Source organism: Nocardia sp. NPDC088792 (assembly GCF_044750615.1).
In the GTDB taxonomy this organism is placed as follows: Bacteria; Actinomycetota; Actinomycetes; order Mycobacteriales; family Mycobacteriaceae; genus Nocardia.
The window spans coordinates 202,319-223,857 of the sequence record NZ_JBIVKC010000004.1 but is presented as its reverse complement, the minus strand read 5'-3'; the positions used below and the strand labels follow the sequence as shown (position 1 = coordinate 223,857).

Genomic DNA, 21,539 nt, shown 5'->3' with positions numbered 1-21,539 from the left:
CAGTCGAAACGGTGCCCATGGAGAGATGAAGAGTGCAGAAGGACGCGTCCGTCGCGGATCGGACGATGGAGGGGCGAGTTCGTAGACGGTCCTCGCGGACGCGCCGGGCACGGGTGACCAAGCTGCCGCGCCTGCTGGCGCTGGCGGCGGAGAACGATCCCGACGGTATCGCGGTGGCACTGCGGGGAGCGGTGCTGCGGTATCGGGAACTCGATGGCGACTCATCGCGATTGGCGCGCTTGCTGATTCGGCGCGCCATCGGCCCGGGGGATCTCGTCGCGATTTCCGGCGGTCCGTCCATCGAATCCGTGACGGCGATGTGGGCGGTGGCGAAGACCGGCGCCGGGTTCGTCGTCGACGACTCGAACCTGGTTGCGGTGCAACAGGACACGGTGCAGACCGTCCTGGGCCTGGTAGCCGGATCGGCGCCGAGCGGGCCGGGTTCGTGGTTGCGCATGGACGGCCCGGACTTCCGCGACGAGCTCGCCGAATTCTCCGACGAGCCGGTGACCTACGAGGATCGGCTGCGTCCGATAGAACCCGAGGACATCGCCTATGTCCACGGCCCGGCGGGCGTGATCGTGACGCAGGCCGAGGTCGCGGCGCAGGGTGTCCGGCGGGCCGCACGCACACTGCCCGAATCGATCGCCGAGTTCCTGCGCACCGTATTCCCCTTCACCGCATATCTCGGACCGCACACGACACTGGCCGAACTGTTCGACCGCGTGGCGCGGGCGCTGCCGGACGCCACCGCGGTCCGATTCGGCGACCGGGGGCTGACCTACCGTGAACTCGACATCCTGTCGAATCGGCTGGCGCGCAAGCTGATCGCGCTGGGCGCGCGGCCCGAGACGCTGGTGGCCGTGGCCTTGCCGCGATCCCTGGAACTGGTGGTCGCCTTGCTCGCCACCGTGAAGGCCGGCAGTGGATATCTGCCGGTGGACCCGGCCTACCCCGCCGAGCGGATCGCCTATCTGCTCGCCGACGCCGAACCGGCGTGTGCCATCACGGATTCGGGAACCGTCCTGCCGATCGCGGCGCCCACGGTCGACGTGCACGATGCCGATCTCGCCGCGCTCGACGGTTCGCCCGTCACCGACGCGGACCGGTCGGCCCCGCTGCTGCCGAACAATCTGGCGTATGTCATCTACACCTCAGGTTCGACGGGCCGCCCCAAGGGGGTGCAGATCCCGCATCGCAATGTCGTGACCCTGCTGGCGAATACACAGCGGCAGTTCGGCTTCGATCACCGCGACGTGTGGACGATGTTCCACTCCTATGCGTTCGACTTCTCGGTATGGGAGCTGTGGGGCGCGCTGCTGCACGGCGGCACGGTGATCGTCGTCGATCACGAGACGTCCCGATCGCCCGAGCAGTTCCTGGAGTTGCTGCGCACCGAGCGGGTCACCGTGCTCAACCAGACGCCCTCGGCGTTCTACCAGCTGGCCGAGGCCGACCGCAGGGCCGCGGAGATTCCGGGCCGGACGCCATTGTCCTTGCTGTACATCGTGTTCGGTGGCGAGGCGCTCGATATCGGCCGGCTCGCGGAGTGGCGGGCCCGGTACGGCGAGGGCGGCGCGGAACTGGTGAACATGTACGGCATCACCGAGACGACCGTGCACACCACGCACCATTGGATCACCGCGACCGGGCGCACCGGCATCGGCTCCGCCATTCCCGGACTGCACATCCAGCTTCTCGACGAACGGTTGAAACCGGTCCCGGCGGGCGTGCCCGGCGAAATCTATGTCGCGGGGGCGCAATTGGCCCGCGGCTACCTCGGGCGCGCCGCGCTGACCGCCGGACGCTTCGTGGCGAACCCGTTCGATGCGAACGGATCCCGCCTGTACCGCTCCGGTGACCTGGCCAAATGGGATACCGCCGGAAATCTCGAATACCTGGGGCGCGCCGACGATCAGGTGAAGGTGCGCGGCTTCCGTATCGAGCTGGGCGAGATCGAAACCGCGCTGCTCGCCGTGGAATCGGTGCGCAATGCGGCGGTCATCGTGCGCGAGGACCTGCCGGGGGATCGGCGCATCGTCGCGTATCTGGTGGGGCGGCCCGATTGTGCGGCGCTGCGCTCCGAACTGGCGCGGACCTTGCCCGAATTCATGGTGCCGTCGGCTTTCGTCGTACTCGACGCGATTCCGCTGACCGCGCACGGCAAGCTCGATCGCCGGGCGCTGCCGGCGCCGGTGGCCGATACGGCCGCCTTCCGCGCGCCGACGCATCCCGTGCAGCAGCTGGTGGCCGGGGCGTTCGCCGAGGTGCTCGGCGTCGAGCGAATCGGATTGGACGACAACTTCTTCGCGCTCGGCGGCAACTCGCTACTGGCCACGCGGGTGGCGTCCCGGCTGAGCACGGCCTTGGGGACGCGGATACCGGGACGGCTGGTGTTCGAGGAGTCGACGGTGGCCGCCCTCGCCGCCGCCGCAATGCGGCAGACGGGCACGGGCGCGCGGCCCGCGCTGGAAGCGGGTCCGCGACCGGATCCCGTCCCGCTGTCGATGGCGCAGCAGCGGATGTGGTTCGTCAACCGGTTCGATACCGCATCGGCGGCCTACAACGTTCCCGTTGCCGTGCGATTGACCGGTGAACTGGATGTGGCCGCATTGCAGTGCGCCGTCGCCGATCTGATCGCGCGGCACGAGACACTGCGCACGCTGTACCCGCAGCGCGACGGCAGCGCCCGGCAGGTGATCCTGCCCGCCGGGCAGGCCGTCCCGGACCTCACACCGCAGCCGGTGACGGCGGATTCCTTACTGCCGCGCATCGCCGGGCTCGTCTCCGCCGGATTCGATGTGACCACCGAAGTCCCCGTGCGAGCCGAGCTGCTCCGCCTCACCGGCACCGAAACCACCGAGCACGTACTGATTTTCGTGGCACATCACATCTGCTGCGACGGCTGGTCGATGGGCCCGCTGACCCGGGATGTGATGGTGGCGTACGCGAGTCGTGCGGCGGGCGCCGCGCCGGAGTGGGCGCCGCTGCCCGTGCAGTACGCGGATTTCAGTGTCTGGCAGCGGGATGTGCTCGGTTCGGACGCGGACCCGGACAGCCCGATATCGCAGCAGGCCGGGTATTGGCGCAGCGCGCTGGCCGGTGCGCCCGCCGAGCTCGGCCTGCCCGCCGATCGCAGCCGCCCGGCCGTGGCCTCGTTCCGCGGCGGGCGGGTGCCGTTCTCGATCGGCGGCGAGGTGCGGCGCGGGCTGGGCGAGATCGCGCGCGAGCAGAACGCGACCCTGTTCATGGTGGTGCACACCGCCTTCGCGGTACTGCTGGCCCGGCTGTCCGGCAGCGATGACATCGTCATCGGCGCCCCGGCGGCGGTGCGGGACGATCCCGCGCTCGACGGCCTGATCGGCATGCTGGTCAATACCCTGGTGCTGCGCACCGAGATACCGCCCGCACTGACCTTCACCGAGCTGCTGGCCCGGGTCCGGGAGACCGATCTGCAGGCGTACGCGCATGCCGACATGCCGTTCGAACGGCTGGTGGAACTGCTGGAGCCGGAGCGTTCGACGGCCCGGAATCCACTGTTCCAGGTCTCGCTGACATTGCAGAATCTGCCGGAGAGCAGCTTCGAGTTGCCCGGATTGCGGGTCGGCGCGGTCGATTTCGCGATCGATACCGAACAGTTCGATCTCTCGCTGACCCTCAGCGAAGCCGGTGACGAGGCCGGCGGGATGGACGCGCTGTTCACCTTCGCCCGGGACCTGTTCGACGAGGCGACGGTGCGCGATTTCGCCGATCGATTCACCCGGCTGCTGGCGGCGATCACCGCCGCACCGGACACCCCGGTCGGGGACCTGCCGCTGCTCGATACGGCCGAATACGCACAGCTGACCGAGGTGGACGGGTCGACGACCGGCGAGTTGCTTCCCGATCTGCTCACCCGGGGTGCGCGGAAGGCTCCGGAGCGGATCGCGGTGCGCTACCGGGATCGTTCGATCACCTACCGGGAGCTCGACGAATACTCCTCCCGCCTGGCGCGGCTCCTCATCGACCGCGGCATCGGCCCGGAAAGCCCGGTGGCGCTGGCCTTTCCGAGGTCCTATGAAATGGTCGCCGCCGTGCTGGCGGTGGCGAAGAGCGGCGCCGCGTATGTGCCGATGGACCCGGCCTACCCGCAGGATCGATTGCGGCACATGGTCACCGATGCGGGCGTCGCGCTCGGCCTCACCGCCGCCGCACATCGCGCACAACTACCCGGCGAGGTGGACTGGCTCGTCCTCGATGACCCTGCGACGGAGCGCAGGCGCGCGGCATGGTCCACGGCGCCGGTGACCGATGCCGACCGGCTCGCACCCCTCGATTCGCGGCATCCGGCGTACGTGATCTACACCTCGGGGTCGACCGGCAGGCCCAAGGGCGTCACCGTCACACACGCCGGACTCGGTGGGCTCGTCGGCTACGTGATCGATGCGTATCGGTTGGAACCGCACCATCGGATGCTGCACATCTGCTCGCCGAGCTTCGACCAATCGATCGAGGAATGGCTGTGCGCCTTCTACACCGGAGCCACCCTGGTGATCGCGGCGCCCGAGGTGCTGGGCGGAGCGGAACTCGACAGCCTGTTGCGGTGCGAAGGGGTGACGCATACGGTCCTCACGCCCGGACTGCTCGGCACCCTCGATCCCACCGGACCCGGCGCGCTCGAATTGGTCTCGGCCGGTGGCGATGTCACGACACCGGAACTGCTGGCCGGGTGGCAGCCGGGCCGCCGCTACTGCAACGGCTACGGCCCAACCGAGATGACGATCGGCGCGACCTACACGACGCTGGTTGCGGGACAGCGCATTACCATCGGCCGCCCGGTGCCGGGCCGGTCCGCACTGGTCCTGGACTCGCGACTGCGGCCGGTAGCGCCGGGTGTGGCCGGTGAGCTGTATCTGGCCGGTGCGGCCATGGCGCGCGGCTATCACGATCGCGCCGGGCTCACCTCGGAGCGGTTCGTGGCCTGCCCGTGGGGTGTGGCCGGTGCGCGAATGTACCGCACCGGCGACCTGGTGCGCTGGGTGACCGGGACGGACGGCCTGGAGCTGGAATACCTCGGGCGCACGGACTTCCAGGTGAAGATCCACGGCTTCCGCATCGAACTGGGCGAGATCGATGCGGTGCTCGGCGGCCACGACGGCGTCGACTTCGTGACCACGCTGGGTCGTGAAACCGCCGACGGCGCTACGGTATTGGTGTCGTATGTGCGTGCGGCGGTGGGATACACGCTCGATCCGGATCAGCTCCGCGAGCACGCGGCGCGCGTGCTGCCTCGACATATGGTGCCGGCCGCGGTGGTGGTGCTCGACGAGATCCCGTTGACGCCGGTCGGGAAGCTGGATCGTAAGGCCTTGCCGGAGCCGGTGTTCGAGGCCGCGACCTTCCGGGCGCCGTCCACGCCGGCGGAACACCTGGTGGCGGAGGTCTTCGCGCAGGTCCTCGGCCGCGAACGGGTGGGCGCCGACGATGATTTCTTCGCGCTGGGCGGCACCTCGCTGCTGACCTTCCCCCTGCAACAGGCGCTCGCGGATCGGCTCGGCATCGAACTGCCGGTGGCGGTGCTGTTCCGGACCTCCACCGTGCGCGGGCTCGCGGCCCTCGCGACCGGTGCGGACGCGCCGGCGTCGGGCCCGGCCCCGCTCCTCGCCGATGCGGTGCTCGAACCGGAGATCACCGGCCCGGGACCTCGGCCGATGCGTGATGTACTGCTCACCGGCGCCACCGGATTCGTGGGCGCCTACCTGCTGCGGGAACTCCTCGATCGCACCGATGCTCTGGTGTGGTGCCTGGTTCGCGCCGACAGCGTGGGCCGCGGGCGCGATCGGATTCGTGACGCCCTGCGGTCCTATGAGCTGTGGGACGAGACCTTCGAGGCCCGGATCGTCCCTGTGCCGGGCGATCTCGCCGAACCGGCGTTCGGGCTGACCGAGGCCGAATACGCGCGGCTCGCCGACCGCATCGACGCGATCTACCACAATGGCGCGCGGGTCAATCACCTCGAACCGTACTCCCGGCTGCGCGCCGCCAATGTCGAGGGAACCCGGGAAGTACTGCGCCTGGCCACCACCCGGCAGGTCAAGGCGGTCCACTTCGTCTCCAGCGCCAACACCGTCATCTCCACGACGAGTGGCCAGCAGCTCATCCGCGAGGGCACCAGGATCGGCGCGGCCGAGCTACCCGAACAGGGTTACACAGCAAGCAAATGGGTGGCCGAACAACTGATCCTGCAGGCCGGGGAACGTGGTGTACCCGTCCGCATCTATCGTCCCGGGCTGATCTCCGGCGATCTGCGAATCGGCAGGAACAGTCCCGACGATTCGTTCTGGAACATGATCCGGGCCGCGGTAATCCTCGGCGCCGCACCCGATATCGGTGCGGCGACAATGGATTTGGTGCCGGTGACCTACGTCGCGAGCGCAATCGTCGCGATCTCCCTCGGCACGGCGACCGATATCGAATACCACCTGGTGAACGAGAAACCGGTCGCGGTACGTGAGGTCTTCGAATCTCTCGCCCGGCATGGACTTCCCATCAGGACCGAGTCAGTAGAGACGATCCAGCTCCGATTCGCCGAGGAGTCGCGCACCCGTGCGGCGGCAGGCGACGATTCACTGGTGCGTGCCGCCCTGGTCAGCGGCAATTTCGGTGGCGGCGGCGATATCGTGCTGGACGACACCAATGCGCGCAAGGCGCTCGCCGGTTGTGGAATCGCCTGCCCACCGATCGACGACGTTGTGCTCGATACCTATGTCCGCGCCTTCCAGGCGGCCGAATTCCTTCCGTCACCGCCGATGGCTAGCATGTGATCGTCCATTGGCCGCATGCATCGGAAGGATGTTGTCGTCGCGCGAGAGTTTGTTCAGCGCAACCATTCTCGGCGAGCATGCATTCTCGGCCACGTGATCCGCGGCACTGTCGCCGCTGTGCGTGATCTCAGCTATACGGCGATATCGTGGATCGCCGATTTTCGAGGAGTCGATCTTGACCAGTGTGTTCCGTCGGCCCATCTCTCCTACGGAGCAGATGTATCTATCGGCGCGAGACGTGCATCCGCCCTTCCTGATACAGATCGCCGTCGCAGGTGAGGGCGGCATCGACCCGGAACGGTTGCGGGCTGCCGTCGAACTCGCGGCGCGGACCTGCCCGGGCGCGCGATTGCGGCGCAACGGGCGGGAATGGGTCGCCGTGCCGGAGGCGCCGCAGGTCCGGGTGCTGGAGGGTGCGCGGATCGATTACGAACGGCTGGAAACGGATTCGGTGATCGGCAGCCCCATCGCGCGGACGTCCGGGCCGGAGCCGATGTGCGAGGTGCTGCTGCTGACGGGTGATCCCGTCACGGTGGTCTTCCGGGCCTTCCACGGCATCATGGACGCCAAGGGCCTGCAACTGTGGGCCGCGGATGTCTTCCGCGCCCTGCGCGGCGCGGAACCGGTGGGCTCCGCGGACGCCACCGCCGACCACGACCTGGTGAAACGATTGGGCGCCACCGGAAAAGCCGTGCCGATGCGCATGGCGTTCCGCTCGCCGATCGGGCACGGCCGCCGGGTCGCGGGGGAGCCGCCGTTCCTGCTGCGGCGGCGCAGCGTGCCCGCCGTGAGTTCCGCGCTGGTGGCCCGCGTCGCCGAAACGGTGGTCGCGGCCTCGGGCCCGCGGTCGCGCATCATGATCCCGGTCGACCTGCGCAGGCATGCGCCGGAACTCGCGTCCACGGCGAACCTGACCCTGCCGCTGTTCCTGGATTGCGTGCCGGGAGAGGACTGGCGTCAGCTCAACGGCCGCATGATGTCCGGGCTGGTGCGCCGCGCCGAACTCGATCAGATGGGCAGCCGCGGGCTGGCCCGCATTCCGGCGGCGGTGGCCCGCGCGACGGTCCGCACCGTCGACGGCATCGGCGCCGCGACCGGGCGAAACCTCTGCTCGGCCATCATCTCGCACGCCGGCAAGATGCCGACCGCGGACTTCACCACCCCGGATTTCACGGCCGGCGCGGTGGTGACCATTCCCGCGCATACCGGGCTCGCGCCGATCTCCTTCGCGATCGTCGAATCGGATTCGACCACCGAGATCCTGGTCTCGTGCCGCAATGGCCGGGGCATTGCCGAGCGGCTCGAGCACCTGCTGGACTCGATCGAGCGTGCGCTGTCGAATACCGAGGACGCTCCGGAAGCTGCTGTAGAGCAGGAGAATTCAGCCGCGACCCCGGTCCACGGTGGTGCGGCGACCTTGGTGGATGTGCTGCGCGAGCACGTGGCCCGGCGACCGGACGCGACGGCGGTCACCGGACCCGACGGTTCGCTCACCTACGCGGACCTCGGCGCCCGATCGGCCGCGGTCGCTGCGACGCTGGCGGACAAGGGCGTTCGCCGCCACGATATCGTCGCCATTCTCGCAGGCCGGACATTGCGGGCCATGGCGGGGCAGTGGGGCATCCTCGAGGCCGGCGCGGCCTTCCTGCCGCTGGATCCCAAGCATCCGCAGGAACGGATCCGGCAGACGTTGCAGGACTCCGGGGTGCGGCTGTGCCTGATCGAGAGGCGCTACGCCGACATCGTCGGCGATACGGTGCCGGTGCTCGTCCTGGAGGACCTGCCCGAATCCGGTCCACAGCGGCCCGACGTCGCGGTCGAGCCCGGCGACACCGCCTACGTCACCTACACCTCCGGGTCCACCGGGAAGCCCAAGGGCGTGTGCGTCACACATGACGGCGTGCTGCACTACCTGCGCGCCGCGACCGACTGGTACCGGCTCGATGCCGGCACCCGCTACGGCCACTACCACACGCCCGCAGCCGATATGGCCTGCATGGCCATGGTTTCCGCCGCCTACGCGGGCGGGGTCGTGGTGCTCGCACCGGGCGACGTGAACCATGTGACCCTGTCGCAACTGCTGGGGGAGGACGGCGCGAACACCGTACTGCTCACCCCGAGCCTCGCGGAAGTGGTGGTGCGCCAGGGCATTCAGGCGCAGCGGATGAATACCGTGGTGCTGGCCGGTGAGCAGCTCACCGCCGATCTCGCCCGCCGGGCGCGCGAATTCTTCGGGCCCGAAGTCCGGCTGGTCAACAGCTACGGCCCGACCGAAGTCAGCCTGGTGTCCCACTCGTATGTGCTGCCGGTACAGGTCAAGACGGGATCAGCGGTGCCGATCGGCTCCCCGGCGCCCGGCACGACCGAGCATGTCCTGGATGCCGACGGGCTACCCGTGCGCGATGGCGAACCGGGCGAATTGTATTTGGGCGGACCGCAGGTCGCCGCCGGCTACCTGAATCGGCCCGAACTCACGGCCGAGCGATTCGTCACCATCGACGGTGAGCGCGCGTACCGGACCGGAGACCTGGTGCGGCGTGCGGCCGGCGGGATGCTGGAGTTCGCGGGCCGCGTCGACCATCAGGTGAAGATCCGCGGTAACCGGGTGGAACCCGACGAGATCCGCTATCACCTGGAATCGCACCCCGAGATCACCGCGGCGGCGGTGATCAGCCGACGGCGCGACGAGCACAGCGACGACGTCCTGGAGGCGTTCCTCGTCACCGGGCCGCAGGCGCCGGATCACGGTGCGCTGCGTGACTTCCTGGCCGAGCGGCTCCCGGTCTACATGATCCCCAGCGCCTTCCACTCACTCGCGGAACTGCCGTTGACCAGCAATGGGAAGCTGGACCGCACCGGTCTCGCCGCACTGGTGAGCGCACCGGCCGGGCCGGTGGCGGCCGTCACCGAGGCGGCGGACGACGACCTGCCGGGCCGGATCGCCGCGATCTGGGCCGCCGTATTGCGCTGCGACGCCGCCGATATCGGCCCCGATTCCGACTTCTTCGTGCTCGGCGGTGACTCGCTGGCCACGGTCGAAATGCTGGCCCGGGTCTCGCGTGAACTCGTCGGCCCGGCGGGCGAACAGGCGTTCGTGGCCCAGGTAGAAGGGCTCATGCATCACCTGACGGTGGAACGGGTATCCGACGCGGTCACCGCGGCTGCCGGGGTGACCGCATGATCTTCCTCGGGAGCGGTTCGCTGCTGTGGCGTGCGGTCGATTTCGCCGCCGCCGCAGGCCATCTCATCGATCTCGTGGTGCTGCCCGCCGGACAGGAGTCCGCCGCGGGCCAGCGCGAGTTGCCGATCCTGTGTGTCGATGACGTCAATACCGCCGCCGCCGAACTGCGGGTGGCGAGCACCGACGGCATCGTGTTCTCGATCAACAATGTGACCATCCTGCGAGACCCGCTGCTGGACGGTGGTTTCCGCGTCTACAACATTCACAACGGCCTGTTGCCGCGGCACCGGGGTCTGCCCGAGGCCGCCATCGCGCACGCGATCCTCAATGGCGACAGCACGTATGGCGCCACGCTCCACGAGATCGACGCGGGGATCGACACGGGCGCGGTCATCGATGTCGAGGCGTTCGACATCGGGCCGGGTGACACCTTCCAGGATGTCATGATCGCCGGTCTGCGCGCCTGCACTCAGCTCTTCGAGCGGAATTTGGAAGACATTGCCGCGCAACGGGTGACAGCCCGCCCGCAGTCGCCGGACACCGGAGGTTATTACGGGCGCAGGGCGCTCGACGCGCTTCGCGAGATGACCGATCACCCGGAGTTCGGCCGGGCGACCGCGGTAGGCGTTTTCGCCGGTTACTACCCGGAGTTGGCGGCGGCCTCGCCGCGCGGATAGTTCCACTCGATGAGAAGGCGGTGGGCTCCAGGGAAATTCATGTCCTGGAACCCACCGCCGGCAGGGGATCGGGGCCGCCGCAGCCCTCGGGGCCTCGCTCGATCCTGACGCCGGACTCAGTGTAGGTCAGGCTTACCTAACTTGCAAGTGTTCGTTATCGCGGCCCGCGCCCGCGCCGGGGAGCCCGCAATCTTCGCGTGCGAGTGCTGTGCAAATGTGTGCATATGACCGAAGACACCTCATCGATCAAGTCCATGGCCGATGTGACTCCCGAGCTGATGAACAAGTTCAGCGCGGGCACCTTCAGCGATCTCATCGGACTGAAGTTCACCGAGCTCACCGGTGACCGCGTGGCCGGGGAATGGGTGGTCACCCCGCAGCTCTACCAGCCGGCCGGCATCGTCAACGGCGGCGTCTACTGCACGATCATCGAGACCCTCGCCAGCGTGGCGGGCGGCGCCTGGCTCGGCGACCGCGGGACCGTGGTGGGCGTCAACAACAACACCGACTTCCTGCGGGCCGTCCGCGAGGGCGTGCTGCGCGGTGAGGCCACCCCCGTGCACCGCGGCCGCTCCCAGCAGCTGTGGGTCGTCGTCATCACCGATGAGCAGGGCCGGACCGTCGCCCGCGGCCAGGTGCGACTGCAGAATCTGTACCCGCAGAACTGATCCTGCGCGGCGGGAAAAGCATAGACATTGTGAAACAAGCCGGTAACCCGGCTCGTGCCAAAATTGCCGTCGACCCGAACGAAGATCCGACGAGGAGTCCCCATGCGACTGTCGCCGCACGAGCAGGAACGCCTGCTCCTGAGTTATGCGGCCGAGCTGGCCAGGCGGCGGCAGGCACGCGGACTGAAGCTCAATCACCCCGAGGTGGTCGCCATCATCTCCGACCATGTCCTCGAGGGCGCGCGTGACGGACGTTCGGTGGCCGAGCTCATGGCCTCGGGGCGCACCGTGCTCACCCGCGACGACGTCATGGACGGCATCCCGGAGATGATCCACGATGTCCAGATCGAGGCCACTTTCCCGGACGGCACCAAGCTCGTCACCGTCCACAACCCGATCGGCTGATCCAGTGATCCCTGGCGAATATCTCTGTGCCGAGGGCACTATCGAGCTCAATCCCGGCGCCGACCGCATCGAACTCGATGTGGTGAACACCGGTGACCGGCCCGTTCAGGTCGGCAGCCACGTGCACTTCCCGCAGGCCAATACGGCGCTGGACTTCGATCGCACGGCCGCGCACGGCCGCCGCCTCGACATTCCCGCCGGCACCGCGGTCCGCTTCGAACCCGGTCTGGGACAGCGGGTTTCGCTGGTCCCGCTGGGCGGCACCCGCGAAGTGTACGGAATCAGCCTCACCCCACCCGGAAAGCTGGACGCCTGATGGCCGAACTCTCCCGCGCCCGCTACGCCGAACTGTTCGGCCCCACCACCGGCGACCGCATCCGCCTGGCCGACACCGACCTGCTCATCGAGATCACCGAGGACCGCAGCGGCGGCCCGGGTCGCGCCGGTGACGAAGCGGTCTTCGGCGGCGGCAAGGTACTGCGCGAATCCATGGGCCAGGCCCGCGCCACCCGCGCCGAGGGCACCCCCGACACGGTCATCACCGGTGTGGTCATCATCGATCACTGGGGAATCATCAAGGCCGACATCGGCATTCGCGACGGGCGGATCAGCGCCATCGGCAAGGCGGGCAATCCGGACACCATGACGGGGGTACACCCGGACCTGGTCGTCGGGCCCTCGACCGAGATCATCGCGGGCAACGGCCGCATCGTCACCGCGGGCGCCATCGACTGCCATGTGCATTTCATCTGCCCGCAGATCCTGGACGAGGCCCTCGGCGGCGGCATCACCACCCTGATCGGCGGCGGCACCGGACCCGCCGAGGGCTCCAAGGCCACCACGGTCACGCCGGGCGCCTGGCACGTGGGCCGCATGCTGGAGGCCACCGACGGCTGGCCGGTGAACATCGTGCTGCTCGGCAAGGGCAATACGGTGCGGCCCGAGGCGCTGTGGGAGCAATTGCGCGGCGGCGTGGCCGGATTCAAACTGCACGAGGACTGGGGCACCACACCCGCGGCCATCGACGCCTGCCTCACCGTGGCGGACGCGTCGGGCGTGCAGGTCGCGCTGCACTCGGACACCTTGAACGAGGCCGGCTTCGTGGAGGACACCCTCGCGGCGATCCGCGGCCGGGCCATCCACTCGTATCACACCGAGGGAGCGGGCGGCGGGCACGCGCCCGACATCATCACCGTCGCTTCGCATCTCAATGTGCTGCCGAGCTCCACCAACCCGACCCGGCCACATACGGTCAACACCCTCGACGAGCACCTGGACATGCTCATGGTGTGCCACCACCTGAGCCCCAAGATCCCGGAGGATCTGGCCTTCGCGGAGAGCCGCATCCGGCCCTCCACCATTGCCGCCGAGGATCTGCTGCACGATATGGGCGCGATCTCCATGATCGGCAGTGACGCGCAGGCCATGGGCCGCATCGGCGAGGTGGTGCTGCGCACCTGGCAGACCGCGCACGTCATGAAGCGCCGCCGCGGCGCGCTCGCGGGTGACGGTGCGGCCGACAACAATCGGGTGCAGCGCTACGTCGCGAAGTACACCATCTGCCCGGCCGTCGCACACGGTCTCGATCACGAGATCGGGTCGATCGAGGTGGGCAAGCTGGCCGACCTGGTGCTGTGGGAGCCCGCGTTCTTCGGCGTCCGGCCGCACGCCGTGCTCAAGGGCGGCATGATCGCCTGGGCCGCCATGGGCGACGCCAATGCCTCGATCCCCACGCCGCAGCCGGTGCTGCCGCGGCCCATGTTCGGCGCCTCGCCGATCGTGGCGGCGGGCACCTCGCTGAGCTTCGTCTCCGAGGCGGCCATCGAGGACGGGCTCGCCGATCGCCTGCGGGTGAACCGGAAGCTGGTGCCGGTGGCCAATGTCCGCAAGCGCACCAAGGCCCACATGCCACGCAATGACGCCATGCCGCGCATCGAGGTGGAACCCGACACCTTCACCGTGCGCATCGACGGCGAAGTGTGGGACGAGCAACCGGCTGCGGAGTTGCCGATGGCACAGCGCTATTTCCTGTTCTGAGGTGGCAGACTCGGGCCCATGACGAATTCGGAATGGGCCGAAGTTGATCACTACCTCGTGAATACCCTGGTGGGCGACGAGGATTCGGAAACGCTGCGGGCGAACGATGCGGCCGGGCTGCCGCATATCGACGTCTCGCCCGCGCAGGGCAAGTTCCTCTACCTGATCGCGCTGTCCGTGCGTGCCCGCCGGGTGCTGGAGATCGGCACCCTCGGCGGGTACAGCACCACCTGGCTGGCGCGGGCGGTCGGTAAGGCCGGTCAGGTGGTGACCCTCGAATACGAGCCCAAGCACGCCGAGGTGGCGCGCGAGAATCTGGACCGCGCGGGCGTGGGTGAGCGGGTCGAGATCCGGGTGGGCGCCGCGCTGGACTCGCTGCCGGTGCTGGCCGCCGAGCAGCCCGAGCCGTTCGATCTGGTGTTCATCGATGCCGACAAGGTCAACAACTCGAACTATGTGCAGTGGGCGTTGAAGCTGACCCGGCCGGGCTCGGTGATCATCGTCGACAATGTGGTGCGCAATGGCGGTATCGCACAGGCGGATTCCTCCGATGCCGCGGTGCGGGCGAGCCGCGATGTCATCGAATTGCTCGGCGCCGAACCGCGTCTGGAGGCCACCGTGCTGCAGACCGTCGGCAGCAAGGGCTGGGACGGTTTCGCCTACGCCGTCGTGCTGGGCGACGAATAACCCACCGCTGGAACGGTGTTTTCAGGAGCCGGCGGCGCGACCATCCGGGTGCGCCGCCAGTTCCTCCCAGAATTCCACATACGCCTGCTCGTGCCCGATGCCGAGTTGCAGGATGCGGGCGCGGGACACCGCGCCCACATTGTCCTCGGGATCGATCTCGGCGCGTAGCTTGCGGTAGAGGTCCAGCCAGCGGCGGTGTTCCGCGACCTGGGCGCGGGCCAGTCCCACCACATCACCCTGTGCGCCGAGATCGGCGAAGAACAGTTTGAGCTGCGCGGGATCGCGCGTCTCCGGGGGCGGTGAGCTCGGATCGGCCAGCCAGCGGGTCAGTTCCGCCTGCCCGGCGTCGGTGAGGTGGAAGACGCGCCGCCGGCGGCCGCCCTCCTCGGCTTCCTCGCGCAAAAGTCCCTGTTCGGCCAGGCGCGGCGGAACGCGATAGAGCTGAGCGTGGGGGATGGGCCAGAAGTAGTCGACGCTCTCCTCGAGCCGGGCCTTGAGTTCGTACGGGGTGAGCGGTCCGTGCCGGGCGATGAGACCCAGCACGATGTGGTCCTGCGGACCGAGTTCGGCCATCCTGCAGCCCCTTTCGTGGTGCCCTGTTGACATCATATCAGTGAGACTATATGTTCATTCCATCGAGACCGTATCAATGATACTAACAAGGAGTGGGCATGCGTGACTTCGGCATCGAACTGTTCGAGCTGTGGACCGATATGTGGAACCTGAATCTGGACCGGGTCGAGCAGATCATGGCCCCGGAATTCACCCTGCGCTACGCCCAGCCCGGTGCGGACGTCTACGACGACATCCACGACCGCAAGGCGCTCGCCACGCAGGTCGCGGCATTCCACGGGCAGGTGCCCGGCGTGCGGTTCTCGTCCGACGGAGTGCCGGTCGTCGAAATGAACGACAGCCGAACCGGAATCGTGGCCCGGCCCTACCGGGCGACCATGACCGACGGGGACGGCGGCGAACGCGTACTGCACGGCACCGACATCCTGCGCGCGGAGAACGGCCTCATCGTGGAGGTCTGGTCGGTATCCGGCGGCCCGGGCGGACGCAGCTTCTACGCCGCGAACTGACAGAATCGTCCGCATGTCCAAGCGCCGCAAAGCCCGCCCGATGCCCGAGGAGTGCCCGTGCGGGCAGTCCGCGACATACGCGGACTGCTGCGGGCGGCTGCACAGCGGCGCGGCACAGGCCACCACCGCCGAACAGTTGATGCGCTCGCGCTTCAGCGCCTTCGCCGTCCACGACGAGTCCTACCTGCTGCGCAGCTGGGACCCCGAAACCCGGCCCGCCGACGTGGATTTCGATCCGGGCATGCACTGGGAGCGTCTCGACATCGTGGGCAGCACCGGCGGCGGGCCGTTCCACACCGAGGGCACGGTCGAATTCCGTGCCCACTACCGGGCGCGCGGCGCGGCGGGCGAACTGCACGAGAACAGCCGTTTCCGCCGCGACCACGGCGCCTGGGTCTATCTCGACGGCGATATCGAGCACTGACGCCGGCCGGTCCGAGCCCGCCACGAAATCGGGAAAGCCCCGGCGGCGATCAGGCTTTCGCCCGGGCCTCGAAGCCGTCGCAGAGTGCCTCGAGACCCGTCTCGAGCAGATGCGCCGGATCGAGCAGAGCGGTATCGCCGAGGCCGTGCAGCTCCGCGAGGGCGGGCGGGGTGGCCCACAACGGCGTGCCCTCCAGCAGGGCGGTGAGACCGGAGCGTTCGCCCGGTTCACTGTCCCTGGCCTGCAACAGTTTCGCGCTGACCTCTTGTAGAGCGACGCCGGCGATGTAGCTCCACACCGCCAGGGACATGCGGGTGGCCTCGCGGGCGTCGACCCCGAGTTCGCGGAAACCCTCCACCAGCCAGCTCAGAACGACCAGGCTGTGGGCGCCGAAGTTGTAGCGCGGCACCGCGAAGGTGAACAGGACCCACGGATGTTGCTGGTACAGCTGCCAATCCACCTCGGCGGCAATGCGCACGCGGTCACGCCAGGTCCAGGCCTGACCGGTGGCGTCCGGATAGGTATTGCGCCGCGAGACCTCATCGGTCATGGCGGCCAGGAGGGTGTCCTTGTTGGGGATGTGGCGGTACAGCGACATGGCGCCCGCGCTCATCCGCTCGGCGATGCGGCGCATGGAGAGGGCGTCGAGTCCGGACTCGTCGGCCAGGCCGATGGCGGTGTCGACAATGGCGGCCCGGGTGAGCTTGGCCTCGGTCATCGGACGAATTCTTTCCTTCCAGTACCAGGCATGCGTACACTGTACTCCGGACCGCGCGTACGGCGTACGCGCGCTTTTCACTCAGCAGCCCGAAATCAGCCCGAAGGATAGGTGATGACCAGTACTCTCGCGCGTCCCGACGCGAAGACGACGCGCCGCGCCTGGCTGGGCCTGGCAGTGCTCCTGCTGCCCGTGCTCCTGGTATCGATGGACATGTCGGTGCTCTACCTCGCCATGCCCACTCTCACCGACTCCCTCGATCCCTCGGCCGCCCAGCAGCTCTGGATCCTGGACATCTACGGCTTCATGATCGCCGGCCTGCTCATCACCATGGGCAATCTCGGCGACCGTATCGGGCGGCGCAATATCCTGCTGGCCGGGGCGAGCATCTTCGGACTGGCTTCCATCCTGGCCGCATTCGCGCCCAGCGCCGGCGTTCTCATCGCGGCGCGCGCCCTCATGGGCATGGGCGGCGCGACCCTGCTGCCTTCCAGCCTGGCGCTCATCTCGACCCTGTTCCCCGAGGCGCGGGCACGAGCCACCGCCATCGGCGTGTGGACGGCCTTCTTCGCGGGCGGCTCGGCCGTCGGGCCGATCATCGGCGGCGTACTGCTGCACCACTTCTGGTGGGGTTCCGTCTTCCTGATCAATATCCCGGTGCTGCTCGTGCTGCTGGTCTTCGGGCCGCTGCTGCTGCCCGAACACAAGTCCGCGGGCCGCGGGCCGCTGGATCTGCCCAGCGTGGCCCTGTCCATCGGCGGCATCCTGCCCCTCGTCTACGCCGTGAAGCATTGCGCCGCCGAAGGAGTCGACGCACCCGCCATCGGCATCGGCGTCGTGGGCCTGTTGCTGCTGGTGCTGTTCATCCGCCGCCAGCGCACCCTCACCGAACCGCTACTCGACCTGAGCCTGTTCCGGCGCGGACTGTTCTCGGTCGCCGTCGGCTCCAGCACCGTCGGCATGCTGGCGCTCGCCGGTATGAGCTACCTGACCGGCATGTACCTGCAGACGGTCACCGGACGCGACGCGCTGCAGGCCGCGCTGCTCGGGATTCCCATGGCCGTGGTGGTGTTCGTATGCTCCATGAGCGGGGCGCGCGTCGGGCGCGCGCTCGGCACCAAAACCGCCTTCGTACTGGCCTTGAGCATGGCCGCGACCGGCAACCTCATGCTGCTCGGCGTCGGCGTGGACGGCGGGATCGGCTGGTACGTGGCCGGTTCCGTGGTGGCGGGCATGGGCTTCGGCACCGCCTTCACCCTGGTCTCCGAAGTGGCCGTGTCCTCGGTCCCCGCCGAACGCGCCGGATCGGCCGTCGGCATCTCCGAGACCAGCTTCGAACTCGGCAACGGCCTCGGGCTGGCGCTGCTGGGTTCGCTTGCGGCACTGGTCTTCCGATCCGGCGGCGACTTCAAACCGACACTGGGAGAAACCGTCACCGATGCGGGCGGCAACACCGCCCTGATCGACTCCGCGCGCGAATCCTTCGTGAACGGCATGCATATCGCCACCACGACGGGCGCGGTACTGCTCGCGGGCATGGCCGTGATCGCGTTCTTCGCCAAGGACGGCGCGCGCTCACACGACGGTGAGCACGCGCCGGACCCGGTGTAAGTTCCGATGAATCTCAGTCGTCCGGATCCTGTTGTGCCACGACGGCATCCATCAGGCCCGGGAAGCGATCGGCCAGATCGTCGAGCCGTAGCGACACCATGAGGTCCCGAGCGATCACCGCGGCGGGCATCAGGTTCGATCCCCGGCATCTGCACGACGGCTATCGCAGCGTCGCGGTCACCGTGCACAACACGGCGAGCCGTCCCGATGCGGAGCTCGACGAATGGCTGGCCATCGTGTTCACCTGCCGTGACGGACGCATCGCGACCATCGATACGCACATCTCCGATGTGCCGATGATGGAACGGTTCTTCGGCGCGTAACCGGGCTACTTACCGAGGACGAGGGTCCACATTTCGTTCGCCCGCTTGCTCATCGGCTGGATGATCGTGCGGTAGGTCCAGCGGGCCGGGCGGGCGACGTGCTCGCGCCAGAGCCGGGCGGTGGCCGCGGCAAGTGGTTGCAGCACAGTCCGATACAGGTAGCGGCAGGGCGTGATCAGCAGGACGCGGGTCACGGTGGTCGCGGTCTGCCAGCCGAAGAGCACGGATACCGCGAACGCGTAGATCAGCGGGCGCAGGATCCAGTGCCGGCACATGCGCGCGGGCCACCGCAGGAACCAGCGGTAGCAGAATCCGAGGCCGTGGCCGAGGGCGTGCAGGGCGGGGTCGAGCACTTCGGCTGTCAGCCAGGTGAATCCCGGCCGGAGCAGGCGCTGCCACAGGAATCCGGCCGGTCGGACGATGAGCCGGGTGAGAGTGAACTCCATTATCCGGAACAGCAGGATCAGGCCTGGGCGCAGCAGCAGTCGCCACAACCATTGCTCAATGACGTGCCGGAAGGGCTGCAGGACGAACTGGACCAGCAGCGCGCCGAGGGGTGTGAGTACCAGACTCCACAGCACGTGCTGGATGAGCCAGTGCCACAGGTAGTTCCTGACGAATTTCCAGCCGGGGCGGATCACCCAATCGCGGAGCAGTTTCGCGGTGGGCTCGAGCAGATGGTCGAGGAAGAATGCCCAGGCCGATGCGATCGTTCGCGAACTGAACTTGATCGCTTCCCACAGCAGCCGTGGTGGCAGGAATATCGCCAGGGCGAGGCCTCGGATGATCCAGCCCCCGGGTGAGACCCGGTCCGGTGTGCGCTGTTCCGGAGCCTGTGCCGTCATGATTCCCCGTCCTTCCCCGTGTTCCGTCGTCGATTCTTCGGCACGGGCGGGTTCGGCGCGCGTGTGAAAATGCCTCGCGCACCGGGTATTTCCACTCAGCTCTCGATCGTGTCCGGTTGGTGCGGTTACAGTCGGAGTCGTGGCTGACAATTCGGCGCCGAACAGCGACAACTCGACCGGCTCGAACGGCCGTCCGTTCGCCGAGCGCGTAGCGACCAGGATCTTCTACCCGACCTCCCGGCCGCGCGAGAAGTCGTTGCGCGACACCGTCACCGGCAAGATCATCCTGGTGACCGGGGCCTCGCACGGCATCGGCAAGGCCGCGGCGAAGAAACTGGCCGCCGCCGGCGCGACCGTACTGCTGGTCGCCCGCTCGGCCGAGGACCTGGAACAGGTCGCCGCCGACATCCGTGCGGAGGGCGGCCGGGCGCACGTGTACCGCTCCGACATCACCGATTTCGAGGCCGTCGATGAATTGGCCCGCAGCCTGCTCGTCGAACACGGTCACATCGATGTGGTGATCAATAACGCGGGCCGCTCGATTCGCCGCCCTCTCGATGAATCCTATGATCGTTTCCACGATTTCACCCGCACCATCGACGTCAACTACCTGGGCCCCGTCCGCCTCCTGCTGAGCCTGCTGCCTGATATGCGCGAACGCCGTCAGGGCCACATAGTCAACATCTCCACCTGGGGCCTGCGCATGCCGCCCGCCCCCCGCTGGTCGGCCTACGGCGCCTCCAAGGGCGCCTTCGATATCTGGTTGCGCACCGTCGCAACCGAAATCGCCGCCGACAGTGTCACCACCACCTCCATCTACATGCCGCTGGTCCACACCCGCATGAGCGCACCCACCGACTTCTCCGGCGTCCCCGGCCTCACCGCCGATGAGGCCGCCGACCTGGTCTGTCACGCCGTCGTCTCGCGCCCGCGTGAAATCTCGCCCTGGTGGACGGGCCCCGTCCAGGCCTGGACCGACCTCACCCGGGGCGCCGCCCAGCGCTTCATGGAACGCGGCTTCGGCCGCTGACCCGGGACGAACGGTCTCGGCGGGCGGGCGATGGTTGTCAGGGGATCAGGACGACTTTGCCTGTGGTAGCACCGGATTCGAGGGCTCGATGGGCGGCGGCCGCATTGGAAAGCGGGAAGGGCTGCAGGGCCGGGCGGAGGCGGCCCGATGCGGCTTCGGCGAGGGCTCGGGTTTCCAGCGTGCGCAGGCCGCCGCCCAGTTCGAGCATCTTGGGGCCGAGCACCACCTGCGAGGTGATGTTGCGTTCGGCATGCTCCGTTTCGGTGATTTCGATCGGGGAGTCGGACCAGCCGTAGATCAGGCGGACGCCGCCCGGGGCGAGCAGGTCGAACGCCGTGCGGGCGGTTTTGCCGCCCACACCGTCGAACAGGATGGTGGCGGGGCGGTCACCGTAGGTCGCGCGGACCTGGCCGGGCCAGTCGGCGGCGTGGTAGTCGAGGGAGAGATCGGCGCCGTTGCGGGCGACCTGGGCGGCCTTGTCCGGGCCGCCGGAGAGGCCGATTACCGTGGCGCCGGCGGATTTCAGGTATTGCACCAGGAGGGTGCCGATGCCGCCGGCGGCCGAAGTGACCAGGGCGACTGTAGCGGTGGTGATTTCGGCGAAGCCGAGGATGCCCAGGGTGGTGCGGCCCGTGCCGATCATGGCCACGGCCGCGGCGGGATCGAGGCCGGCCGGAATGCGGTGCAGGCGTTCGGCTTCGGTGACGGTGAGTTCGGCGTAGCCGCCGGGGGCCATACCGATATGGGCGACTACCGCCCGGCCGAGCCAGGATTCATCGATACCGGGGCCGACGCGGTCCACGGTGCCCGCGACCTCACGGCCGGGAATGGACGGCAGGGCCGGAAGGACCATGGGACCTTCCGTACGCCCCTGGCGTTGGACGGTGTCGATCAGGTGGACGCCGGCTGCGGCCACGCGGATGCGGACCTGTCCGGGGCCGGGCTGCGGGTCGGGGACGGTGTCGTAGCGGAGGTTTTCGGCCGGGCCGAACTCGTGAAGGCGGATGGCGTGCAAGGTGTCTCCTGATCTCGATCACTGCTCGGAGTT

Annotated in this window: 17 protein-coding genes; 13 read left to right on the top strand and 4 right to left on the bottom strand. The window is 68.4% G+C overall.

All coding sequences use genetic code 11. The features are described from left to right. Positions 1-32: 32 nt before the first annotated feature. The 8 genes from ACIP5Y_RS27555 (at position 33) to ACIP5Y_RS27520 (ending at position 14,458) form a co-directional block, all read left to right on the top strand. The gene (locus ACIP5Y_RS27555; protein ID WP_400354270.1) at positions 33-6,803 is read left to right on the top strand and encodes an amino acid adenylation domain-containing protein; all 6,771 of its coding nucleotides are present in this window, start codon (positions 33-35) and stop codon (positions 6,801-6,803) included. 184 nt (positions 6,804-6,987) lie between these two features. Then, positions 6,988-9,984: a non-ribosomal peptide synthetase gene (locus ACIP5Y_RS27550; protein WP_400355837.1), complete on the top strand. Its 2,997-nt coding sequence runs from the start codon at positions 6,988-6,990 to the stop codon at positions 9,982-9,984. Continuing rightward, positions 9,981-10,661: a formyltransferase family protein gene (locus tag ACIP5Y_RS27545; RefSeq protein ID WP_400354268.1), complete on the top strand. Its 681-nt coding sequence runs from the start codon at positions 9,981-9,983 to the stop codon at positions 10,659-10,661. Before ACIP5Y_RS27550 ends, ACIP5Y_RS27545 begins: the two co-directional genes overlap by 4 nt. Positions 10,662-10,939: 278 nt before the next feature. Further along, positions 10,940-11,329 carry a PaaI family thioesterase gene (locus ACIP5Y_RS27540; protein WP_400355835.1) on the top strand — a complete coding sequence of 130 codons (390 nt, stop codon included), beginning with the start codon at positions 10,940-10,942 and terminating at the stop codon, positions 11,327-11,329. Positions 11,330-11,431: 102 nt separating this feature from the next. Beyond that, positions 11,432-11,734 carry an urease subunit gamma gene (locus ACIP5Y_RS27535; RefSeq protein WP_400354267.1) on the top strand — a complete coding sequence of 101 codons (303 nt, stop codon included), beginning with the start codon at positions 11,432-11,434 and terminating at the stop codon, positions 11,732-11,734. Positions 11,735-11,738: 4 nt separating this feature from the next. Further along, on the top strand, positions 11,739-12,050 hold the full coding sequence (locus ACIP5Y_RS27530) for an urease subunit beta (protein WP_400354265.1): 312 nt from the start codon (positions 11,739-11,741) through the stop codon (positions 12,048-12,050). After that, positions 12,050-13,771, top strand: coding sequence for an urease subunit alpha (locus tag ACIP5Y_RS27525; protein WP_400354263.1), 1,722 nt, complete (start codon positions 12,050-12,052; stop codon positions 13,769-13,771). The genes ACIP5Y_RS27530 and ACIP5Y_RS27525 overlap by 1 nt, the downstream gene beginning before the upstream one ends. Positions 13,772-13,789: 18 nt before the next feature. Continuing rightward, the gene (locus tag ACIP5Y_RS27520) at positions 13,790-14,458 is read left to right on the top strand and encodes an O-methyltransferase (protein WP_400354262.1); all 669 of its coding nucleotides are present in this window, start codon (positions 13,790-13,792) and stop codon (positions 14,456-14,458) included. 21 nt (positions 14,459-14,479) lie between these two features. On the opposite strand, the gene ACIP5Y_RS27515 is transcribed toward ACIP5Y_RS27520, so the two are convergent. Beyond that, positions 14,480-15,031, bottom strand: a complete 552-nt coding sequence (locus ACIP5Y_RS27515; protein WP_400354260.1) for a PadR family transcriptional regulator — start codon at positions 15,029-15,031, stop codon at positions 14,480-14,482. Between the two features lie 98 nt (positions 15,032-15,129). Between ACIP5Y_RS27515 and ACIP5Y_RS27510 the strand changes: the two genes are divergently transcribed. Continuing rightward, complete coding sequence (locus ACIP5Y_RS27510) at positions 15,130-15,540, top strand: nuclear transport factor 2 family protein (RefSeq protein WP_400354259.1); 411 nt, start codon at positions 15,130-15,132, stop codon at positions 15,538-15,540. Positions 15,541-15,553: 13 nt separating this feature from the next. Then, a complete protein-coding gene (locus tag ACIP5Y_RS27505) occupies positions 15,554-15,964 on the top strand; it encodes a YchJ family protein (protein ID WP_400354257.1) in 411 nt (136 codons plus the stop codon). 49 nt (positions 15,965-16,013) lie between these two features. Here ACIP5Y_RS27505 and ACIP5Y_RS27500 read toward each other — a convergent pair whose 3' ends face one another. Next, positions 16,014-16,682 carry a TetR/AcrR family transcriptional regulator gene (locus tag ACIP5Y_RS27500; RefSeq protein WP_400354255.1) on the bottom strand — a complete coding sequence of 223 codons (669 nt, stop codon included), beginning with the start codon at positions 16,680-16,682 and terminating at the stop codon, positions 16,014-16,016. A 114-nt stretch (positions 16,683-16,796) separates the two neighbouring features. Between ACIP5Y_RS27500 and ACIP5Y_RS27495 the strand changes: the two genes are divergently transcribed. Both ACIP5Y_RS27495 and ACIP5Y_RS27490 read left to right on the top strand, forming a co-directional pair. Beyond that, the gene (locus ACIP5Y_RS27495; RefSeq protein WP_400354253.1) at positions 16,797-18,293 is read left to right on the top strand and encodes an MFS transporter; all 1,497 of its coding nucleotides are present in this window, start codon (positions 16,797-16,799) and stop codon (positions 18,291-18,293) included. A gap of 98 nt (positions 18,294-18,391) precedes the next feature. Next, positions 18,392-18,616, top strand: a complete 225-nt coding sequence (locus ACIP5Y_RS27490) for a hypothetical protein (RefSeq protein WP_400354251.1) — start codon at positions 18,392-18,394, stop codon at positions 18,614-18,616. A 5-nt stretch (positions 18,617-18,621) separates the two neighbouring features. Here the strand turns inward: ACIP5Y_RS27490 and ACIP5Y_RS27485 are convergent, their stop codons facing one another. Next, positions 18,622-19,461, bottom strand: a complete 840-nt coding sequence (locus ACIP5Y_RS27485; protein WP_400354250.1) for a hypothetical protein — start codon at positions 19,459-19,461, stop codon at positions 18,622-18,624. Between the two features lie 139 nt (positions 19,462-19,600). Between ACIP5Y_RS27485 and ACIP5Y_RS27480 the strand changes: the two genes are divergently transcribed. Then, the gene (locus ACIP5Y_RS27480; protein ID WP_400354248.1) at positions 19,601-20,491 is read left to right on the top strand and encodes an SDR family NAD(P)-dependent oxidoreductase; all 891 of its coding nucleotides are present in this window, start codon (positions 19,601-19,603) and stop codon (positions 20,489-20,491) included. A gap of 37 nt (positions 20,492-20,528) precedes the next feature. On the opposite strand, the gene ACIP5Y_RS27475 is transcribed toward ACIP5Y_RS27480, so the two are convergent. Continuing rightward, complete coding sequence (locus ACIP5Y_RS27475; RefSeq protein ID WP_400354246.1) at positions 20,529-21,506, bottom strand: zinc-binding dehydrogenase; 978 nt, start codon at positions 21,504-21,506, stop codon at positions 20,529-20,531. Positions 21,507-21,539: the final 33 nt, after the last annotated feature.

What these genes read in the sequence shown, in the direction of transcription:
- ACIP5Y_RS27545 (WP_400354268.1), top strand. Translation starts at nt 9,981, where the DNA reads ATGATCTTCCTCGGGAGCGGTTCGCTGCTGTGGCGTGCGGTCGATTTC.
- ACIP5Y_RS27540 (WP_400355835.1), top strand. Translation starts at nt 10,940, where the DNA reads ATGAACAAGTTCAGCGCGGGCACCTTCAGCGATCTCATCGGACTGAAG.
- ACIP5Y_RS27535 (WP_400354267.1), top strand. Translation starts at nt 11,432, where the DNA reads ATGCGACTGTCGCCGCACGAGCAGGAACGCCTGCTCCTGAGTTATGCG.
- ACIP5Y_RS27525 (WP_400354263.1), top strand. Translation starts at nt 12,050, where the DNA reads ATGGCCGAACTCTCCCGCGCCCGCTACGCCGAACTGTTCGGCCCCACC.
- ACIP5Y_RS27520 (WP_400354262.1), top strand. Translation starts at nt 13,790, where the DNA reads ATGACGAATTCGGAATGGGCCGAAGTTGATCACTACCTCGTGAATACC.
- ACIP5Y_RS27515 (WP_400354260.1), bottom strand. Translation starts at nt 15,031, where the DNA reads ATGGCCGAACTCGGTCCGCAGGACCACATCGTGCTGGGTCTCATCGCC.
- ACIP5Y_RS27510 (WP_400354259.1), top strand. Translation starts at nt 15,130, where the DNA reads ATGCGTGACTTCGGCATCGAACTGTTCGAGCTGTGGACCGATATGTGG.
- ACIP5Y_RS27505 (WP_400354257.1), top strand. Translation starts at nt 15,554, where the DNA reads ATGTCCAAGCGCCGCAAAGCCCGCCCGATGCCCGAGGAGTGCCCGTGC.
- ACIP5Y_RS27500 (WP_400354255.1), bottom strand. Translation starts at nt 16,682, where the DNA reads ATGACCGAGGCCAAGCTCACCCGGGCCGCCATTGTCGACACCGCCATC.
- ACIP5Y_RS27495 (WP_400354253.1), top strand. Translation starts at nt 16,797, where the DNA reads ATGACCAGTACTCTCGCGCGTCCCGACGCGAAGACGACGCGCCGCGCC.
- ACIP5Y_RS27490 (WP_400354251.1), top strand. Translation starts at nt 18,392, where the DNA reads ATGAGGTCCCGAGCGATCACCGCGGCGGGCATCAGGTTCGATCCCCGG.
- ACIP5Y_RS27485 (WP_400354250.1), bottom strand. Translation starts at nt 19,461, where the DNA reads ATGACGGCACAGGCTCCGGAACAGCGCACACCGGACCGGGTCTCACCC.